This is a genomic window from Staphylococcus sp. NWU MK-U1, assembly GCF_033283505.1.
GTDB classification, from domain to species: Bacteria; Bacillota; Bacilli; order Staphylococcales; family Staphylococcaceae; genus Staphylococcus; species Staphylococcus haemolyticus.
Genome location: NZ_JAVSMG010000004.1, coordinates 205,940 through 223,672, shown reverse-complemented (window position 1 = coordinate 223,672; position 17,733 = coordinate 205,940). Strand labels below are relative to the sequence as shown.

Here is a 17,733-nt window from a genome sequence, read left to right as displayed (position 1 = left end):
TTCGAACCCCCGCGGCCCGTTAAGGCCCTGTCGGTTTTCAAGACCGATCCCTTCAGCCGGACTTGGGTATTCCTCCAATGAACACAATAAATATCATATACCACGGTTCATCGGAAGTCAATTACTTTTAAGTTTAAAATGTAAAATTATCCATTTTATTTTCATTACTATCTTATTTTTAAAGTAACTTACACGAATACCTTTTGTTTCAAGAATTTATCGACAGATTGAGCAACAGCACGTCCTTCTTTAATCGCCCAAACTACAAGACTTTGACCTCTTCTCGCATCCCCAGCGGCAAATATTTTTTCTTTATTAGTGCGATAATCTTTATCGTTGGCGATGATTTTATTTTGTTGTGTAGCAATATCAAAAGAGCTTGGTACTGTAGGTTCGGTACCTTCGAAGCCGATGGATAAAAGAACAAGATCTGCTGGCCAATGTCTTTCAGTACCATCTACGACAACCATTCCTTCTGGTGTTTCCTCTAAGATTTGTGTATATACACCACGCACATTACCAATATGATCAACATCATATCGCATAGTTTGAACACCATAAGCGCGAGGCTCTCTACCGAAACGTGCTTCATATTCTTTATGAGCATAATCCATTTTGAAAACAGGTAATGCAAGTGGCCACGACATATTACTTTCAAACGCAATTTCTTCAGGTGCTTTCGTATATTTGTTAAATTGCACAATTGACTTACAATTTTCACGTAAGGCAGTAGCAACACAATCCGCGCCAGTATCACCAGCACCTATGATGATTACATTTTTTCCTTTAGCCGTAATAGTTGGTTCGTCAATTTCACCATTTAGTAATTGAGTCTGCTCGGTTAAATAATCCATAGCAAAGTGAATACCTTGACCCATACGTCCTTCTAATGGCAAGTCACGTGCTTTTTGAGCTCCTGTACATAAGATAATAGCGTCATATGTCTGTTCTAATTCTTCGCGTGAGATATCCACACCAATGTTGGTATTCGTTTTAAATGTAATACCTGCTTCTGTCATCAGTGTAATACGGCGACGTACAACATCCTTATCTAATTTCATATTGGGAATTCCATACATTAATAAACCACCCGCTTCTGCGGCTCTTTCAAACACCGTCACTTGATAACCCATGTAATTGAGCTCTTCAGCTGCAGAGAGGCCTGCAGGACCACTCCCAACAATCGCTACAGATTGTTCCAACCGTTGCTTAGGATATTTAGGTTTAACCCAACCGTTATCATATGCTTCATCAATAATCGTGCGTTCTATCCCTTTAATTGCGACTGATTCACGATTAATCTTCATAACACAAGATTGTTCGCAAGGTGCAGGACAAACACGTCCTGTAAATTCAGGAAAATTATTTGTTTCACTTAAACGTTGATATGCAGCTTTGAAATCCTGGCGATAAACCAAATCATTCCACTCAGGAATATAATTACCAATAGGGCAACCAATGGTTTCTCTACCGAAAGGAAGACCTGTTTGACAGAATGGTGTCCCACAATCCATACATCGCGCGCCTTGAACAGACGCCTCATCACGTGAAAAACGTTGTTGAAACGCATCATGATGTTTTAGGCGTTCAACTAAAGACAGTTCAGATAATGATTGCTTTTCATATTTCATAAATCCTTTAAACTCACCCATAACAGACCTCTCCTTTCTTTAGTAAATAACTGCTGGCTGTAATTCTTGTTCAATTGTCGTACGTTCATCATAGAATGCTGCCAGTTTAGCATCATCAAGTTGTGGCAAACGACGACTTTGTAATTCAATTTTTTGCATCATTAGTTCATAATCTTTTGGAATCACTTTAATAACTTTGTCTGCCACATGTTCAAAATCATTTAAAATTGCCGCTGCTTTTGTACTTTGGGTATAACGATAATGTTCCTCTAACATTGTTTTAAGTAACGCTTTCTCCTCTTTGTGTGTCACTCTCTCAAAAGCCAGGGTTGGTAATTGGTTTTTACGTTTGAATAATTCGAGATTACTTGGAAATACGTAACAAACGCCTCCGCTCATACCTTGACCGAAGTTCTTACCTACATCTCCTAGATTGACTACATGTCCTCCAGTCATATATTCCAAACCATGATCACCGATACCTTCTACTACTACATCAACACCACTGTTTCTAATACAAAAACGTTCGCCAGCACTACCATTAATAAAGGCTTTACCTTTTGAAGCACCATAGAAACATACATTCCCAGCAATAATTTCACGTTCGCGTTGTTTATTTGGTGCCTTAATCACAATAGTACCACCTGATAACCCTTTACCAACGTAATCATTTGCATCACCTGTATGTTGGACTAACAATCCTGATGGTGCGAATGCCGCTAAACTTTGTCCAGCATGACCATGTGTTTTAGCTACAATTGTCCCCTCTGGTAACCCTTTAATACCGTGACACTGAGTAATGTAACTTCCTGTGATAACACCTACATCTCGTTGTTCATTATTAATCACATAATTCCCTTTAAATAATTTTCCATCCTTAATACTCTGTTTAGCATCTTTATATAGATAATTTAAATCGAAACCTATATCTAAATGATGATTTTGATTAATTTCTTTTGAGTTAGGGCCATCAACTGAATCCAATAACTTCTCAACATCTAGTGTTGCTGCTTTGGATTGTTCATCAATTCGACTTGAGCGTTGTAACAAGTCGGTACGTCCAACCAATTCTTCAACTGTTCGTAGTCCTAACGATGCTAAGACCTCTCTTAACTCTTCAGCAATGAAATGCATAAAGTTAACAACGTGGTCAGCTTTACCTCTAAATAACGCTCTTAAATCTTTGTTCTGAGTCGCGATACCTACTGGACATGTATCGTTATGACAAACGCGCATCATGATGCACCCTAAAACAACTAATGGTGCAGTCGCGAATCCAAATTCTTCGGCACCTAGTGCACATGCTAATGCAACATCTCTACCTGTCATCAACTTACCATCTGTTTCTAAACGAACACGACTACGTAAATCATTTAATTTCAATGTTTGATGCGTTTCAGCTAAACCAAGTTCCCAAGGTAAACCGGCGTGTTGAATACTCGTCTTAGGAGATGCGCCTGTACCACCGTCATATCCACTCACGACGATTTTATCTGCAAATGCTTTAGCGACACCCGATGCAATGGTTCCGATACCTGTTTTCGAAACTAATTTAACTGCTACATCAGCGCTTCTGTTTGCATTCTTTAAGTCATGAATTAATTGTCCTAAGTCTTCAATTGAGTAAATATCGTGATGTGGTGGAGGCGAAATCAATCCTATACCTGGCGTTGAACCTCGTGTCTCAGCAATCCAAGGATACACTTTTGTGCCCGGTAACTGTCCTCCTTCTCCTGGCTTAGCACCTTGAGCAACTTTAATTTGTAACTCTTTTGCATGTTGTAAATAATTACTAGTTACACCAAAACGACCAGAAGCCACTTGCTTGATAGCACTTGATAACACACTACCGTCTTCTTGGATTTCATAGCGTTTAGGATTTTCTCCACCTTCGCCACTATTACTTTTACCACCTAGTTTATTCATAGCTTGTGCTAGTGTTTGATGTGCTTCTTCGGAAATAGAACCATAGCTCATTGCCCCCGTATTAAAACGTTTAACAATGGTCTCTATTGACTCAACCTCACTAATATGAATCGGCTGCTGTGCTTTAAATTCTAATAAATCACGTAGATGATCATTTCTTTGTTCATGTACAGCATTAGAAAAAGATTTAAACTGTTTATAATCATTCTCACGACATGCATGTTGTAACAAATGAATTGTTGTAGGATTAAACACATGATGTTGACCTTGTTGTCGCCATTGGAAGACACTTCCTGAATCTAGGTACTCATTATGTCTTTGTTGACGCATTTTATTTTCAGCATCAATTTGTTGAATGCTTAGCCCTGATAACTTAGACTGCGTTCCAGTGAAATAGTCATCAATTACTTCTTGAGATAGACCAACCGCTTCAAAGATTTGAGCCCCTTGATAACTTTGAACAGTAGAGATACCCATCTTCGCCATTACTTTAATAACACCCTCTGATAGCACACGTGTATAAGTTTCAACGTTGTCGGAAACGGCGCCTTCTAAACGATGTGTTTCAGTTAAATGCGCAATAGTATGCTGAGCTAGATATGGAATAACAGCATTTGCACCATAGCCTAATAAGCATGCTACATGATGAACTTCACGCGTTTCTCCAGATAGTGCCACTAAGCTAGTATCCATACGTAGACCTTCTCTGATTAATAACTGATGAATATGACTGATAGCTAATAATATTGGCATAGCGTAGCGTTGTTCTTTCACTTTACTTTCATCATCATTATCAATAAGTTCACTATCATCAAGAACTAATATAGTATGACCATCTCGAGTAGCTTGTATCGCCGCTTCACCCAGTCTTTCCAATGCCTCTTTAAGGTTATCTTGATATAGTGTAGTTAAGTGTTTCACGTTAAACTTACTCTGTTTAATCTTATCTAATTGCGTTAAAGTTAGGACGGGTTTTGCCAGTTGAATACGGTCTAATACTGTTTCATCAGGATGGAACAAATTACCTTCTCCACCTAAATAAGATAACTCACTTGTTACTATCTTTTCGCGATAAGCATCAATAGGTGGGTTAGTTACCTGTGCAAATAATTGTTTAAAGTAATTAAATAGGGACTCTGGTCTTTCATTTAATACCGCAAGTGGCGCATCGTAACCCATAGCACCAATTGGATCTTTCTTTCCTATCACTAATTCAGACATATATTTATAGATATCTTCTTTCGTATATCCAAATTGACGCTGCAACTTAAATAATGTCTCATTGTTTAATAAAGGGTGATGATACGTTTGGGCTTCTAAGTTTAGGTCCACTTTGTAGCTTTCCAACCATTCTTTGTAAGGATATTGATTGGCAATTCGAGCTTTCAATTCATTATTTTCAACCACTTTATGAGACTCAAAGTCTACAAGTAATAACTTCCCGGGATTGAGCTGTCCCTTATAAGCAACATTGGCTTCAGGTACATCTACTACACCCACTTCAGATGAGAAAACAATAAAATTATCTTTTGTAATTGTGTAACGACCTGGTCGTAATCCATTTCGGTCAGTTAATGCACCAATTTTATCTCCGTTACAGAACGAAATCATCGTTGGTCCATCCCATGGTTCCATTAAATAGCTATAAAACTCATAGAACGCACGAACATTGGCATCATTTTCTTTGTTGTATAACCATGGTTCAGGTATAAGCAACATCGCTGCTTCTTCGGGTTCCATCGCTAATGATAAAAATTCTAACGCATTATCTACAATCGCTGAATCACTACCATCTTCATCAACAATGTTTTGTATTTTAGTATGTTCTTCGCCAAATAATGTTTGAATTAATTGTCTTTGCCGTGCTCTCATCCAATTCACATTACCTTTAATCGTATTAATTTCTCCATTATGCATTAATAATCGGTTTGGATGCGCACGCTTCCAACTCGGGAACGTATTCGTACTAAACCTTGAATGAACAAGTCCTAGTTTCGATTGATAGTCTTCGTGATTTAAATCTAGATATAGTTTCTTAATTTGATCTGAGCGTAACCAACCTTTATAAACAATTGTCTTATGCGATAAACTTGTGAAATAAAGCCCTAAATCTTGTCGTTCTGCATATTGCTCTATTTGTTTTCTCGCTATATACAATGGTTTAACCGGTGTTTCAATAGATCTAATATCAATAAACACTTGTTGAATGTGTGGCATCGTAGACGCAACATGAGGTGCCACTGCATTAACATCGACAGGCACATCACGATAGCCAATTACCTTTAAACCTTCACTTTGAAAGTAGTCATTGAATTGCGTTTCATGTTTCGTACCTTGAATCTTTTCATTAGAGAAAAAAAGACCTACCGCATAATCTCCCTCGTTAGGTAAGTCTAAATTGACATGTGCTTTAAAAAATTGAAATGGTATTTCGGTCATAATACCTGCACCATCACCTGTTATCCCATCTGCGCCAACACCACCACGATGATCAAGACGACGTAACATTTCAAGTGATTTTTCGATGATATCGTGTGACCTTAAATTATTCATGTTTGCGTAAAACCCAATACCGCATGCATCATGTTCCTCACGGTAATCGTATAATCCTCTTTTTAATCTTTCATCAAACATGATGCCCACTCCTTTTGAGAATTTTCAGAAAATTTACTGTTAATAATAATTAATATAATGTAAAATATTTATCTGAACAATATATTAATTAGATGACTTTATTCTAATAATTAGAACAATTAATACTAATAGGTAAATTTGAAAAGTTGGAAGGGGCATGTATATGGAAATTAAACAATTAAAATATTTTGTAGAAGTAGCACGTAGAGAACACATCTCTGAAGCAGCACTTGAGTTGAACATAGCCCAATCTGCAATAAGTCGGCAAATTACATTATTAGAACAAGAATTGCAAGTAACGTTATTCAATAGACAAGGGAGAAATATTCATTTAACCTCTCATGGTAAAGCTCTACTCAATCAAGCTACTCAAATTTTAGAGCAATTAGATGAAACGGTAGCGTTATTTCAACAAACAAATCATAAAAATGCACACGTTCTGAATATTGGTTTTGAGGAAAGCTATATCTCTCAAATGATTACTGCGATCATCCAAGCATTTGAACGACAATATGATAGCATCATCGTTCCTCATATTATGTCATCATCTGATATTTCCGAGGCACTTTATACTGGCAAAATAGATATTGGCCTAGTTGAAATTAACGCAGAACTTCAGAAGAATACTAATCTATCATTGAAACCATTATTTGAGGAAACATATCATATTTATGTACCTAAAGATGACGTCATTGCTTTATCGATTAATCCTCCGCTAACACAATTTGCCAAAACACAGCTATTCACTTTAAAACCTTTGGCATCGACAATTGAAAGTCGTTTACAGCACACTTTAAAGCTGCCAGTTAATATAGTTGGTTCTAAATCTTTAGCGAATTATTTACTTAAACATCAACGTGGTTATGTTATCTTGCCAGATTATTTATCTTTAGATAATGATAAAGGTGAATTATGTGATATTTCGTTAGGCCATACAGAATTAAAGCGATCATTTTGCGTCGTCTTTAAAAAGGATAATAAAAAAGTTGATATACTTAATTTATCGAATTTAATACATCAACTTTTAAGCAAAGTATCTACATACCACTAATGTTATAAAGAGATATTCGATAATTAAATGGATACTATTTGAATAATGATGCTGAGGGGCGTATAATCACTCTGACTTAATTAAGAGTAGAATTTGATTTATAAATGAGGGTTAAATTAATGAATGCACAAAAACGCAACAATTCTAGTCATCGCGTGATGAATCGCATCATTGTTATAATTGGTGTACTTATTATCGGTACTTTTATCTTTACGTTTTTCAATGCTAGTTTCTACAATACACCTATCGGTAAAGTTACTCATGTAGAAACAAGTAACGCTCAAAAGGTTGTTGATGAGCAACATAATACAGATTTTAAATACAAACAGCATTTAACAATAAAGATATTAAATGGAAAATTTAAAGGTGAATCAACTACGATAGACAATACATATGTTAAATCTCAAGCAGATTCAGAGCACTTTAGCAAAAATAACAAGGTGCTAATGCATATTCAAAATAGTCCTAAAGATGCAACTATCTTAGAGAAAAAACGCGATAGCTTAACTGTAGCAATCGCAGGTATATTCATTATGTCTCTCTTACTAGTAGGACGTAATGTAGGCTTACAATCTATTCTGTCACTCATCTTTAACACTGGTGCTATCTTGATAGCTATTGCAATTCATGATAAACATCCATCTACTAATCTATTCATTTTGATGAGTGTGGCAATCATTTTCTCCACCATTGTCACGTTATTGCTCGTCACTGGTTGGCACATGCGCACTTGGATTACAACAGTCGGTACGTTATTAGGCACATTTTTATGTATTGGTATCACTCAAATTATTATTCAGTTAACCAATGGTGCTGGTATTAAATATGAAACAATGAGTTTTTTAACGCTGCCACCTAAAGATATATTTTTAGCTTCTGTACTTATAGGATCATTAGGTGCAGTGATGGATGTTGCTATTACAATATCAAGCGGTATGTATGAAATATTACAACGTACGCCTAACATTTCTTTATCACGTTGGACTTTAGCAGGTCGTAATATAGGACAGGATATTATGGGTACAATGACGAACATTTTACTTTTCTCTTACTTATCAGGAAGTCTACCGATGTTCTTGATTTATTTAAAAAATGCTAACACATTTACGTATACGATTTCGATGAACTGGTCTTTAGAAATTGCTCGTGCTTTAACTGGTGGTATTGGTATCGTTCTAACGATTCCAATTACAATTAGTTTGATGGTTATGTGGATGAAATGGAAGGGTGTGACAAGATGAATGCAGTCGTCCTACTAGCACTAATTTTATTAATTTTAATGCTCATTTTTGGCGGTAAAAAAGGCTTAATCTCATACTTAACATTATTTTTAAATTTTATTATCTTGCTAATTAGTATTGTGTTCATCTTATTTGGAACACCTATTTACCTAGTTTCACTAGTTTTTTGCATTGTCATTGCCGCATGTAACTTATTTATTTTAAATAGTTATAACATTAAGACCAAAGCAGCTTTTATTGCTACAATAATTACTACCATTCTCTTAATAGTTGGTATTTATCTATCAATAAGTATCGGTCACTTACAAGGCTTTACTACGGAACAACAAGACGAAACATATATTTTTTCAATGAATATCGGTATTGATATGGTTCAATTCTCAGTATTTACAGTCATTTTAGCAGTAATTGCAGCAGTCATCGACTTAACCATAACTATAAGTTCTCCAATGTATGAACTTAATGAAACTAACCCCACCCTTTCACGTAAGGCATTGTTCCAATCAGGCATGCGTGTAGGTAGAGAAATTCTAGCAACTTCTGCCAATACCATATATTTAGCTTATTTTGGTGGTCAATTGACATTATTCTTTTGGTTTTTCCAATTACATTATTCTTTCGGACATATCATTAACTCAAAAATATTTGCCCAAGAATTTATTTCAATCTTACTAGGTGGAATTGCCGTAGCGATTAGTATCCCGATTACGGCATGGATTACAGCTTTATTAATTAAACACCCTAAATTTAATCAAAAGCATTCTGAAATTTCTTCGCAATCTACGGATTAAAATTTAAAAATTTAACTTATAAAAAATAATAACCGGGACACAGTTCTCTCAAAAATAGCCAGTAAATGAGTCTTGATAAATTCATTCACTGGCTTGTTTATTTATAAGCATCTATATTTTAAAATTCATAACGTAAACTGGTCGCCCTTCTAAAATTGCATCTCCAGTAATAGAATATTGGGCTTGTTTATATAATCCGATGGCTTTGTCGTTGTCAGTATTCACAGTTAATATTATTTCATTAATGTAAGGAAATGTTGACTTTATATAGCTTGGTAGTTGTTGAATCACTGCTTTTCCAAGACCTTGACCACGATATCGTGCATCCACACTAAATGAACGGAAAAATATAGCTTTATTATTGTCACTATATGGTTTAACACCCTGACCTTCATGTAAAGTAAAGAAGCCCACACATTGATTATCTCTCATAACAAGAGTCGGGTGACGCTCGTCGTCTCCTTTAGCTAAATCAATATTATGGATAGGTGTCCGAGTGAATTTTCTATCTTCTGGTAATATTTCAAATACATCTAATAACGGGTAATCTTGAATTGAATATGGTCGAATTTCCATTATACCCCTACTTTCTCTCTGAAAATGTTTCAATCCACTTTATAACAGCGGGTGCTATTAACGTTGTATCAGATTTATCGAACCAACGTATATCAGTAATTTCATTATCAATTTCAACGTTATTCCAGTCAATTTCTTGTTGAAGTTTAAATCCATTTAGTTCTGTTAGCATGTTCGTTTGCGGGTATGCATCGCCTATGACCGTTCCAATATATGTGAAATCCTCTTGTGGAAACTCTAATTGTAGTTCCTCTTTTACTTCCCTTTGTATCGCTTCTAATTGCGTTTCACCTTCATCAATTTTACCACCCGGGAAATAATACTTCTCTCTATTTCTTACTTGTACTAATAAGATTTGGTTCTCTGTTTCCTCCACTAAACAAACACACTTTATCATATGATCACACCTTTTTAACGAAATGTTTTGTACTTCAAAAATATATGTTATTTTAGTATGATGTTAACATATAATAATATACTAAATGATTATTTGATGACATTTAGATATTTCGGAGGGTATTATTCATGGCAAAAAAATCAAAATTAACGCGCGTTTCAAATTTAGTTAGTACAGCAGGCTTTATCGTAGATGGTTATAACGGTATTAAATTCGACGCGAAAAATAAAAATCTAGTTTATTTATCTTTAGGCCTAAGCACTGTAGGCACACTTTTAGATTTCGTAGTATCAATGAGATCTCCTTACAAATTCCGTAAGCTAACATCATTCGTATCATTCATTATTAATGTTACACGTTTAGCTTCAAGCTTTAGAAAAGTTAAAGAAGACTATAATTTCCAATAATATAAAAAAAGCTAATCAAAAGAAGTAAAGTATACTTCCTTTTGATTAGCTTTTTTTGATAAATTAATGAATAAATTTATAATTGCGTACTTGATAAGCAGGGATTGTACGATATGTTAAAATACCTGGACTCGCACTAAAGTTCATTTCTGAAACTAAAATACTACCATTGCTATTAACACGTTCTACAAATGCTACATGACCATAATAACCGGCATCTGATTGTGCAATTGAACCTACTGTTGGGTTACCATCAATACGATACCCATCTCTAGCTGCAGCATTATCCCAGTTATTAGCATTCCACCAATAAGTACTAATACCTTTTCCAATAGCAGCACGACGATTAAACACATGCCATGTACATTGTCCCCAATCATATAAATTTCTATGATTAAATACTGGTGATGAATAATACGTTGATTGTGCTGAACGCGTTGAGTAAGTGTTTGAAGAAGCTGAACCACTAACTCTTAATTTTTGACCAGGATAAATAAAGAAATTATTTAATCCATTTAATCTCATAATATGTTGATATGTTGTACCATATCGGCTAGCAATAGATGACAGTGAATCCCCATAACGTACTGTATAAGTACTTGATGAACCACCACTATTTGAATTATAACTTGAGTGTGAATTTGAACTTACAGACCCAGATACTTTTAATTGTTGACCAGGGAAAATTAAAAAGCTATTTAATCCATTTAAATTCATAATATGACGATATGTTGTACCATATCGACTAGCGATAGATGATAAACTATCCCCTGCTCTAACAGTATATGTACTACTTGAATTACCGTAATTTGAACGACTTGAATAATTAGAAGATCCTGAAACTTTTAATACTTGGTTTGGAAAAATAAGATTTGATGATAAGCCATTTAATGATTTTAATTTAGATACAGTGATACCATAATGGTGTGAAATAGACCATAAAGATTCACCACTTCGAACTGTGTGCGTTGTTGATGCTTCAGCTTGATGAGCAAATAATGTACTAAGTGCTCCTGTCCCTAATACTGCTGTTGCTAGAATTTTTTTATTCATACAAAGCGCCTCCTTAATCTTATGCTTGTTCATTGGGTTACTCACCACTTACTTCTAGTTGTACTAGACACTTATCTGTATTAAATCTTTATTACATACTTCTTTCTTTTATCCGTTCAAGTAGTGTACTTATACTAAATTAATACAATTTAGCATGATATTCCATTTCAATTTGATTACATATCTATGAATTTTTTGTACACTACTTTTAATTTTTAAATAATATGCATAGAAATATAATTTACTTTTCATAAGTGTATAACACATTCTCAACTATTGAGATTTAACTTTTATTAAAAATTAAGAGGGTGGAACAAAATTGATTGTCCCACCCCCATATGGCTGATTCTAACTGAGAAAAGATATCTTCTATCCTCAGTCAGTTAATTCTAACTATAATGTAGAATTAAAATATTATTTTTGTCTTAACTCATTTGATTTAGTTCAAAGTATCAATGGCTTGTTTTAAGTCTTCAACTAAATCATCTGTATCTTCAATACCGATTGATAAACGTACGAGTCCATCAGTGATACCTTCTTTAGCACGGACATCAGCAGGGATAGATGCATGTGTCATTAAAGCAGGTACTGAAATTAAACTTTCAACTGCACCTAAACTTTCAGCTAATGTGAAGTAGTTTGTTTCACGAATAAGTTGTTTTGCTGCTTCTGTATCTTTTACTTCAAAAGCAACCACGCCTGTATGACCGCTAGCTTGAGAAGCATGAATATCATGATTTAAATGGTCTTTAATACTTGGATGGAATACTTGTTGAACTGATGGATGGTTTTGTAACATTTCAACAATAGCTTCAACATTACGATTAATTTGTTCCATACGTAATCCTAATGTTTTAATACCACGAACTAATAAATAACTATCTTGTGGTCCAAGAACACCACCTGTAGAATTTGAAATAAAGGCTAAACGTTCACCAAGTTCGTCATCTGCAGTAGCAACTAAGCCAGCTACTACATCACTGTGGCCACCAATATATTTAGTAGCTGAGTGTAATACAATATCAATGCCGAAATCTAATGGATTTTGATAGTAAGGTGTCATAAATGTATTATCTACTACTGAAATTAAATTATTTTCTTTTGCAATTTCTGCTGTACGTTTAATATCTGTTACACGTAATAATGGATTTGATGGTGTTTCTACATATAACATTTTAGTTTCTGGTCTAATATAGTCTTTGACATTTTCAATATGAGTTGTATCTACGAAATCAACATCGATGCCATAACGTGTAAATACTTTAGTTAAGGCACGATAAGTTCCACCATACACATCAGAATTTAAAATAAGATGATCACCTTTATCTAACAACATGATGACTGCACTGATAGCCGCCATACCTGAGCCAAAAGCAAAACCATGTTTACCATTTTCTAAATTAGCAATAACACTCTCAATCGCTGTACGTGTTGGGTTAGCTGTACGAGAGTACTCGTATCCTTGTCTTAAGTCACCAATCTCGTCTTGTAAATACGTACTTGTTTGGTAAATAGGTGTCGTAACTGCACCTATAAAGTCATCTGTTGTATGTCCACCATGAATCATTTGTGTTTTTTTCTTCATCATTATTCTCCTTTGTATTCAAATATTTTTTTCGACATATAACGATCGCTTCCATCTGGAAAAATGGTTACAATAACGCCCTTATCGATTTGATTTTTAATGTCTAAAGCACCTTGTAAAGCAGCGCCTGATGAGCTACCTACTAATAATCCTTCTTGTTGTGCTAAACGTTTAACATTGTCAAAGCCATCTTTATCACTTACTGTAATAATTTGATCTACTAAACTTCGTTCCAAAAAGATGGGCCATTTTTCTGAACCAATACCTTCAATATCATGTGAATGTGCTTCGCCACCATTTAATATTGAGCCTTCTGGTTCAACAATCACATTCTTTACATTATATTGTTTAAGATGTTGTGCAACGCCTGTAAACGTACCTCCTGAACCCACGCCAGCAACGAAGTAGTCTATGTTTGGCAAAGTATCAGTCAGTTGCTTACCTAACGTATGCGTATATGCCGCTGGATTATGTTCCGTTTCAAATTGGTTCATATATACTGCCCCGTATTCTTTGGCGTAGCTTCTTGCTTTAGTTTGCGCACCAATCATGCCTTCATCTTTAGGCGTACGTTTAATATCTGCGCCTAATGCACGCATAATTGATATTTTTTCTTCAGAAAAGCCCTCTGGCGCAAAAATAACACATTTTAAATGATACCGATTAGCAGCAATAACAAGTCCTATTCCAGTATTTCCTGCTGTAGCTTCAACAATCGTGTCCCCCGAAGAAACTCGACCTTCATTTATGGCTGTTTCAACAAGGTATTTACCTAGTCTATCTTTCACACTACCACCTGGATTGAATTGCTCTAATTTAGCATAAATCTGAACGTTCTCATCGCTAAAACTTTCCAGTAATACGAGTGGTGTTTGTCCTATTAAGTCAAATGCAATCATATTAATTATCTAAAGCGCTCTTACTCGCTTTGACTCAACCTACCTTCTGTTTATAGTATTCATCAATCCCAAATTTTGTTTGTAATCCTTACTCAATCACTATGAATTATACGATAATCTTTAGATTTATGCAAAACTGCGAATTTTAAACTTTTCCATGTAATGATACATGTATATAAGAACTCAATAACTATCGTTCAACTTAATACTCGTGTTACGATAATATCGATGCAAACGCAATAATTGATTATACGTATTAATAATACTTAAAGGAGAATCGTAATGACATCAAAAGCCGATTTATCTCTATCTGTGTTTACTAATGAACACTATAAAAGCAAAAAATATACCAATAGTACCTTTAGAAACGCTATGTACGACGATTTAGAAATTAATAAGAGTTATTTTAAAAACTGTGACTTTTCTGAGGGCATATTTAAAAATGTTCATACCGTGTCTAACACTAAATTAATTAATTGTGACTTTAGCAGTAGTATTTTTGTAAACATTAATTTCTTTAAAACGTTAATGAGTAAAGTAAACTACAGTGTAACTACATTCGATGATAGTCAATTCAACGCACTAACTATAGAACAGAGTTCCTTCAAAGACTGTAGCTTACGCAACGTCACTTTCAACGATGTTGTTTTAAAGAAAGTCGTGTTTGAAAATGTCGCATTAGATTTATGTAACCTAGACAATGTTAAAATTAAAGATTGTGTTTTTAAAAATGTTTCAATCAACAATTCAGCAATTTCTGAGAAAGTGATGAAAGAATTACGCAAACAAGACGTTCGTTTTGAAAACATGTAATCCTACTGTTTCCACATTTATATCATTTCCAACTTATCCCTTTTTAATATAAAAAATGATATGTTTTAGATGTAGTGTTAAAAGGAATAAAGAATTAAAGTATCTTAAGGGGGAATGATTGATGTCTACACATGAAAATGATCACTATGAAGCGTTTGAATCGAGTCAACTTAACCGTGAAGATTTAATGGATTTAAGCGAGTTAAGACAACAAGTTGATGCATTTAAAACAAATAATAATGATTCAGAATTAAAAGAACATATTGCTTCAGAATTAATTAAGTGGAAAGAGTATGTACGAGATCAATATAGACCAGAAGATCCAGCTGAACAGTCAAGATTGTCTAATATTGCTGATAAAGTTCAAGGTGATATAGATTCAGCTTTTGAATATATTGATGGCTCAAAAATATTTGCTTTTTTAGAGGCTTCTTATCAAAGAAGTAAGGAAGATTTAGTGTATGGTCGTACGTTAATCCTTTTTTCTGAAAAAGATACAATAAAAAGAGCACTTTCATTCTTTGACTCTGATGAGGAAAACCATAAACTTGCTGACTTTATTGTTTCTAAAAATATTGAAATTGGTAAAGAAATCATGTCTGAAGATTATTTAGAGTTATTAGAAATTGAACGAGATTATATAAATGCTCGTTTCAAGTAGTAAAAAAGGTTAGCCACATATGTGTGACTAACCTTTTTATATTGTATAATCTTTAGAATAATTGAACGATAAACACGAGTATAATAACGACTGGCATAACGAATTTAATTAAAAAATACCATGGCGCAAAGAATTTAAACTTGTCGCGACCGAAACTTTCTTTTAAAGCTTCTTTATCTAATAATTGCCCTACTACTAATGTTGTCCCAAGTGCGCCTAAAGGCATTAAAATATTTGAAACTATGAAATCCATATTATCAAAAATAGTTCCCGCACCAAATTTAACAGCACTTAAACTGCTAAATGATAGCGTAGCTGGAATACTAATAATTAATACCAATATACTTGCGATTAATGCTACAGATTTACGCTTAGAATTATCATTTTTAGTGAAATTAGATACGTTTAATTCTAATAGCGAAATAGAAGAAGTTAATGCAGCAAATAAGAATAGGATTAAGAATATGAAATAAAACATAACGCCAAAGCCCATTTGACTAAATACTAATGGTAAAACTTTGAATAATAGCCCTGGCCCCTCCTGAGGTTCATATCCAAACGTTTTTAAAGCTGGGAATATGGCTAAACCAGCTAATACAGATACTAAAATATTCATAATGACTATTGAAATTGCTGATGACTTTATTGTCATTTCTTTTGGCGCATAACTTGCATAAGTAATCATCCCAGTTGTTCCCAATGATAACGTAAAGAATGACTGACCTAACGCAAATAGAATACCTTCCATTGAAATATCTTCTAGACGTGGCTGCAGAATATAACGCACGCCGTCTATCGCGCCGTCTAAAGTTAAAGATTTGACTACCACGATAATTAAAAAGATAAATAATAGCGGCATCATTACTTTAGAAGCTTTCTCTAGCCCTTTTTCAACGCCTAACATGACGATAATCATTGTTAAAAAGATAAAAATCCCCTGACCAAGAACCGTTAGCCACGGATTACTGATAATTGCTTCAAAATTAATGTTTGTTAGTGTCGTTTTCTCAATGGATAACATTTGTAAAATGACATTACCAATATATATAATGATCCATCCACCTATAACACTATAAAATCCGAATAATATAAATACTGCTAAATTACCATTCCACCCAATAATATTTAGCCATTTCTTACCAGTTAACTTGCTATATATTTGAGTAGTGTAAGTACGTCCCATCTTACCTACTGTAAATTCCATAATTAATAGCGGTAACCCTACAAATATAGTAAATATCAAGAATAAAAGTAAAAAAGCCCCACCACCATAAATGCCTGCCATGTACGGAAACTTCCACATTGCTCCTAGTCCTATTGCCGATCCCGCACTGGCTAAAATAAATCCAGTTGATGTCTTCCATTGTGACTCTTTGCTCAATTCATCCACTCCCTTTAACGCGTTAAAGCGTTTATGCACTTAAGTAATACTTTAACACGTCTTGCTTATAAGTGCAATATACATAGATTTTTTATTTTTTTATCTTTATAGTAAAATTTAACTAATAGTGATGGCCTAAGGGGGAATATAATGAGTTTACTTCATGAAAGAATTAAAGCTAATTATTGGAAAGGCGTAGAAGCTGTAGGGGGCGATATTGTATTTATGGATGATGGATTTAGATTTACTCCTCACTCATTTAACATTCAAGCTGATTCAGTCTTCGTACCTTATCAACATATTCAAGAAATTTCGAAAGTTAATACTTTATTCGTTGTCCCAAATGGTGTCAAAATAATTGATAAGGACAAAAATGTTCATAAAATAGTTGTTAATCAACGAGGAAAAATCATTGAATTTCTAAACGAAATGAAGTGATGCGTATTGCGCATGATGATATTCATTGTCTTATACTTAGTTAAACTAAATTATCTATAGGAGTACAATATTTAAATTTATAGATCAAGTCGTTGTACATTTTGTAGCATAAAAAAGAGCCTGGGACAGAAATCAATGTTCAGGCTAAAATTACATATTGGCAGTAGTTGACTGAATTAAAAATGCATTCGTAACAAGCTTTTTAATTCTAGTCAACATTGCCTGGCAGGCAAGGCCCCCTCTATTTAC

Annotated in this window: 15 protein-coding genes; 7 read left to right on the top strand and 8 right to left on the bottom strand. The window is 34.3% G+C overall.

Annotation, left to right across the window (positions count from 1 at the left end; genetic code table 11):
* Nucleotides 1-188: 188 nt before the first annotated feature.
* Nucleotides 189-1,652 carry a glutamate synthase subunit beta gene (locus SBL16_RS08025; RefSeq protein WP_107612107.1) on the bottom strand — a complete coding sequence of 488 codons (1,464 nt, stop codon included), beginning with the start codon at nucleotides 1,650-1,652 and terminating at the stop codon, nucleotides 189-191.
* An 18-nt stretch (nucleotides 1,653-1,670) separates the two neighbouring features.
* Nucleotides 1,671-6,191, bottom strand: a complete 4,521-nt coding sequence (gene gltB / locus SBL16_RS08020; RefSeq protein ID WP_317953588.1) for a glutamate synthase large subunit — start codon at nucleotides 6,189-6,191, stop codon at nucleotides 1,671-1,673.
* Between the two features lie 163 nt (nucleotides 6,192-6,354).
* Here gltB and gltC point away from each other — a divergent pair, with 163 nt between their 5' ends.
* The 3 genes from gltC (at nucleotide 6,355) to SBL16_RS08005 (ending at nucleotide 9,274) form a co-directional block, all read left to right on the top strand.
* Nucleotides 6,355-7,242, top strand: a complete 888-nt coding sequence (gltC, locus tag SBL16_RS08015; protein ID WP_182703532.1) for a glutamate biosynthesis transcriptional regulator GltC — start codon at nucleotides 6,355-6,357, stop codon at nucleotides 7,240-7,242.
* 119 nt (nucleotides 7,243-7,361) lie between these two features.
* Nucleotides 7,362-8,483 (top strand): YibE/F family protein, encoded by a 1,122-nt coding sequence (locus SBL16_RS08010; RefSeq protein ID WP_119472175.1) that lies wholly within the window; start codon nucleotides 7,362-7,364, stop codon nucleotides 8,481-8,483.
* Nucleotides 8,480-9,274, top strand: coding sequence for a YibE/F family protein (locus SBL16_RS08005; protein WP_011276792.1), 795 nt, complete (start codon nucleotides 8,480-8,482; stop codon nucleotides 9,272-9,274). Before SBL16_RS08010 ends, SBL16_RS08005 begins: the two co-directional genes overlap by 4 nt.
* Nucleotides 9,275-9,385: 111 nt before the next feature.
* On the opposite strand, the gene SBL16_RS08000 is transcribed toward SBL16_RS08005, so the two are convergent.
* Both SBL16_RS08000 and SBL16_RS07995 read right to left on the bottom strand, forming a co-directional pair.
* Nucleotides 9,386-9,850 (bottom strand): GNAT family N-acetyltransferase, encoded by a 465-nt coding sequence (locus tag SBL16_RS08000; protein WP_053041841.1) that lies wholly within the window; start codon nucleotides 9,848-9,850, stop codon nucleotides 9,386-9,388.
* A gap of 7 nt (nucleotides 9,851-9,857) precedes the next feature.
* Entirely contained in the window at nucleotides 9,858-10,247 is a 390-nt protein-coding gene (locus SBL16_RS07995) for an NUDIX hydrolase (RefSeq protein WP_011276794.1), read from the bottom strand.
* Between the two features lie 128 nt (nucleotides 10,248-10,375).
* On the opposite strand from SBL16_RS07995, the gene SBL16_RS07990 reads away from it, so the two are divergent.
* Nucleotides 10,376-10,654 carry a hypothetical protein gene (locus tag SBL16_RS07990; RefSeq protein ID WP_053016841.1) on the top strand — a complete coding sequence of 93 codons (279 nt, stop codon included), beginning with the start codon at nucleotides 10,376-10,378 and terminating at the stop codon, nucleotides 10,652-10,654.
* Between the two features lie 63 nt (nucleotides 10,655-10,717).
* Here SBL16_RS07990 and SBL16_RS07985 read toward each other — a convergent pair whose 3' ends face one another.
* The 3 genes from SBL16_RS07985 to SBL16_RS07975 all read right to left on the bottom strand — a co-directional run bounded on the left by SBL16_RS07985 (nucleotide 10,718) and on the right by SBL16_RS07975 (nucleotide 14,191).
* Nucleotides 10,718-11,707: a LysM peptidoglycan-binding domain-containing protein gene (locus SBL16_RS07985; RefSeq protein ID WP_011276796.1), complete on the bottom strand. Its 990-nt coding sequence runs from the start codon at nucleotides 11,705-11,707 to the stop codon at nucleotides 10,718-10,720.
* A 439-nt stretch (nucleotides 11,708-12,146) separates the two neighbouring features.
* Entirely contained in the window at nucleotides 12,147-13,292 is a 1,146-nt protein-coding gene (locus SBL16_RS07980; RefSeq protein ID WP_107612103.1) for a bifunctional cystathionine gamma-lyase/homocysteine desulfhydrase, read from the bottom strand.
* Nucleotides 13,293-13,294: 2 nt separating this feature from the next.
* Nucleotides 13,295-14,191: a PLP-dependent cysteine synthase family protein gene (locus SBL16_RS07975; RefSeq protein ID WP_037538431.1), complete on the bottom strand. Its 897-nt coding sequence runs from the start codon at nucleotides 14,189-14,191 to the stop codon at nucleotides 13,295-13,297.
* A gap of 282 nt (nucleotides 14,192-14,473) precedes the next feature.
* On the opposite strand from SBL16_RS07975, the gene SBL16_RS07970 reads away from it, so the two are divergent.
* Nucleotides 14,474-15,004: a pentapeptide repeat-containing protein gene (locus SBL16_RS07970; RefSeq protein ID WP_037538432.1), complete on the top strand. Its 531-nt coding sequence runs from the start codon at nucleotides 14,474-14,476 to the stop codon at nucleotides 15,002-15,004.
* A 121-nt stretch (nucleotides 15,005-15,125) separates the two neighbouring features.
* A complete protein-coding gene (locus tag SBL16_RS07965) occupies nucleotides 15,126-15,665 on the top strand; it encodes a hypothetical protein (protein WP_317953580.1) in 540 nt (179 codons plus the stop codon).
* A gap of 52 nt (nucleotides 15,666-15,717) precedes the next feature.
* On the opposite strand, the gene SBL16_RS07960 is transcribed toward SBL16_RS07965, so the two are convergent.
* A complete protein-coding gene (locus SBL16_RS07960) occupies nucleotides 15,718-17,046 on the bottom strand; it encodes a sodium-dependent transporter (protein WP_107612102.1) in 1,329 nt (442 codons plus the stop codon).
* 150 nt (nucleotides 17,047-17,196) lie between these two features.
* Between SBL16_RS07960 and SBL16_RS07955 the strand changes: the two genes are divergently transcribed.
* Nucleotides 17,197-17,484, top strand: coding sequence for a hypothetical protein (locus SBL16_RS07955; RefSeq protein WP_107612101.1), 288 nt, complete (start codon nucleotides 17,197-17,199; stop codon nucleotides 17,482-17,484).
* The last annotated feature ends 249 nt before the right edge of the window (nucleotides 17,485-17,733 follow it).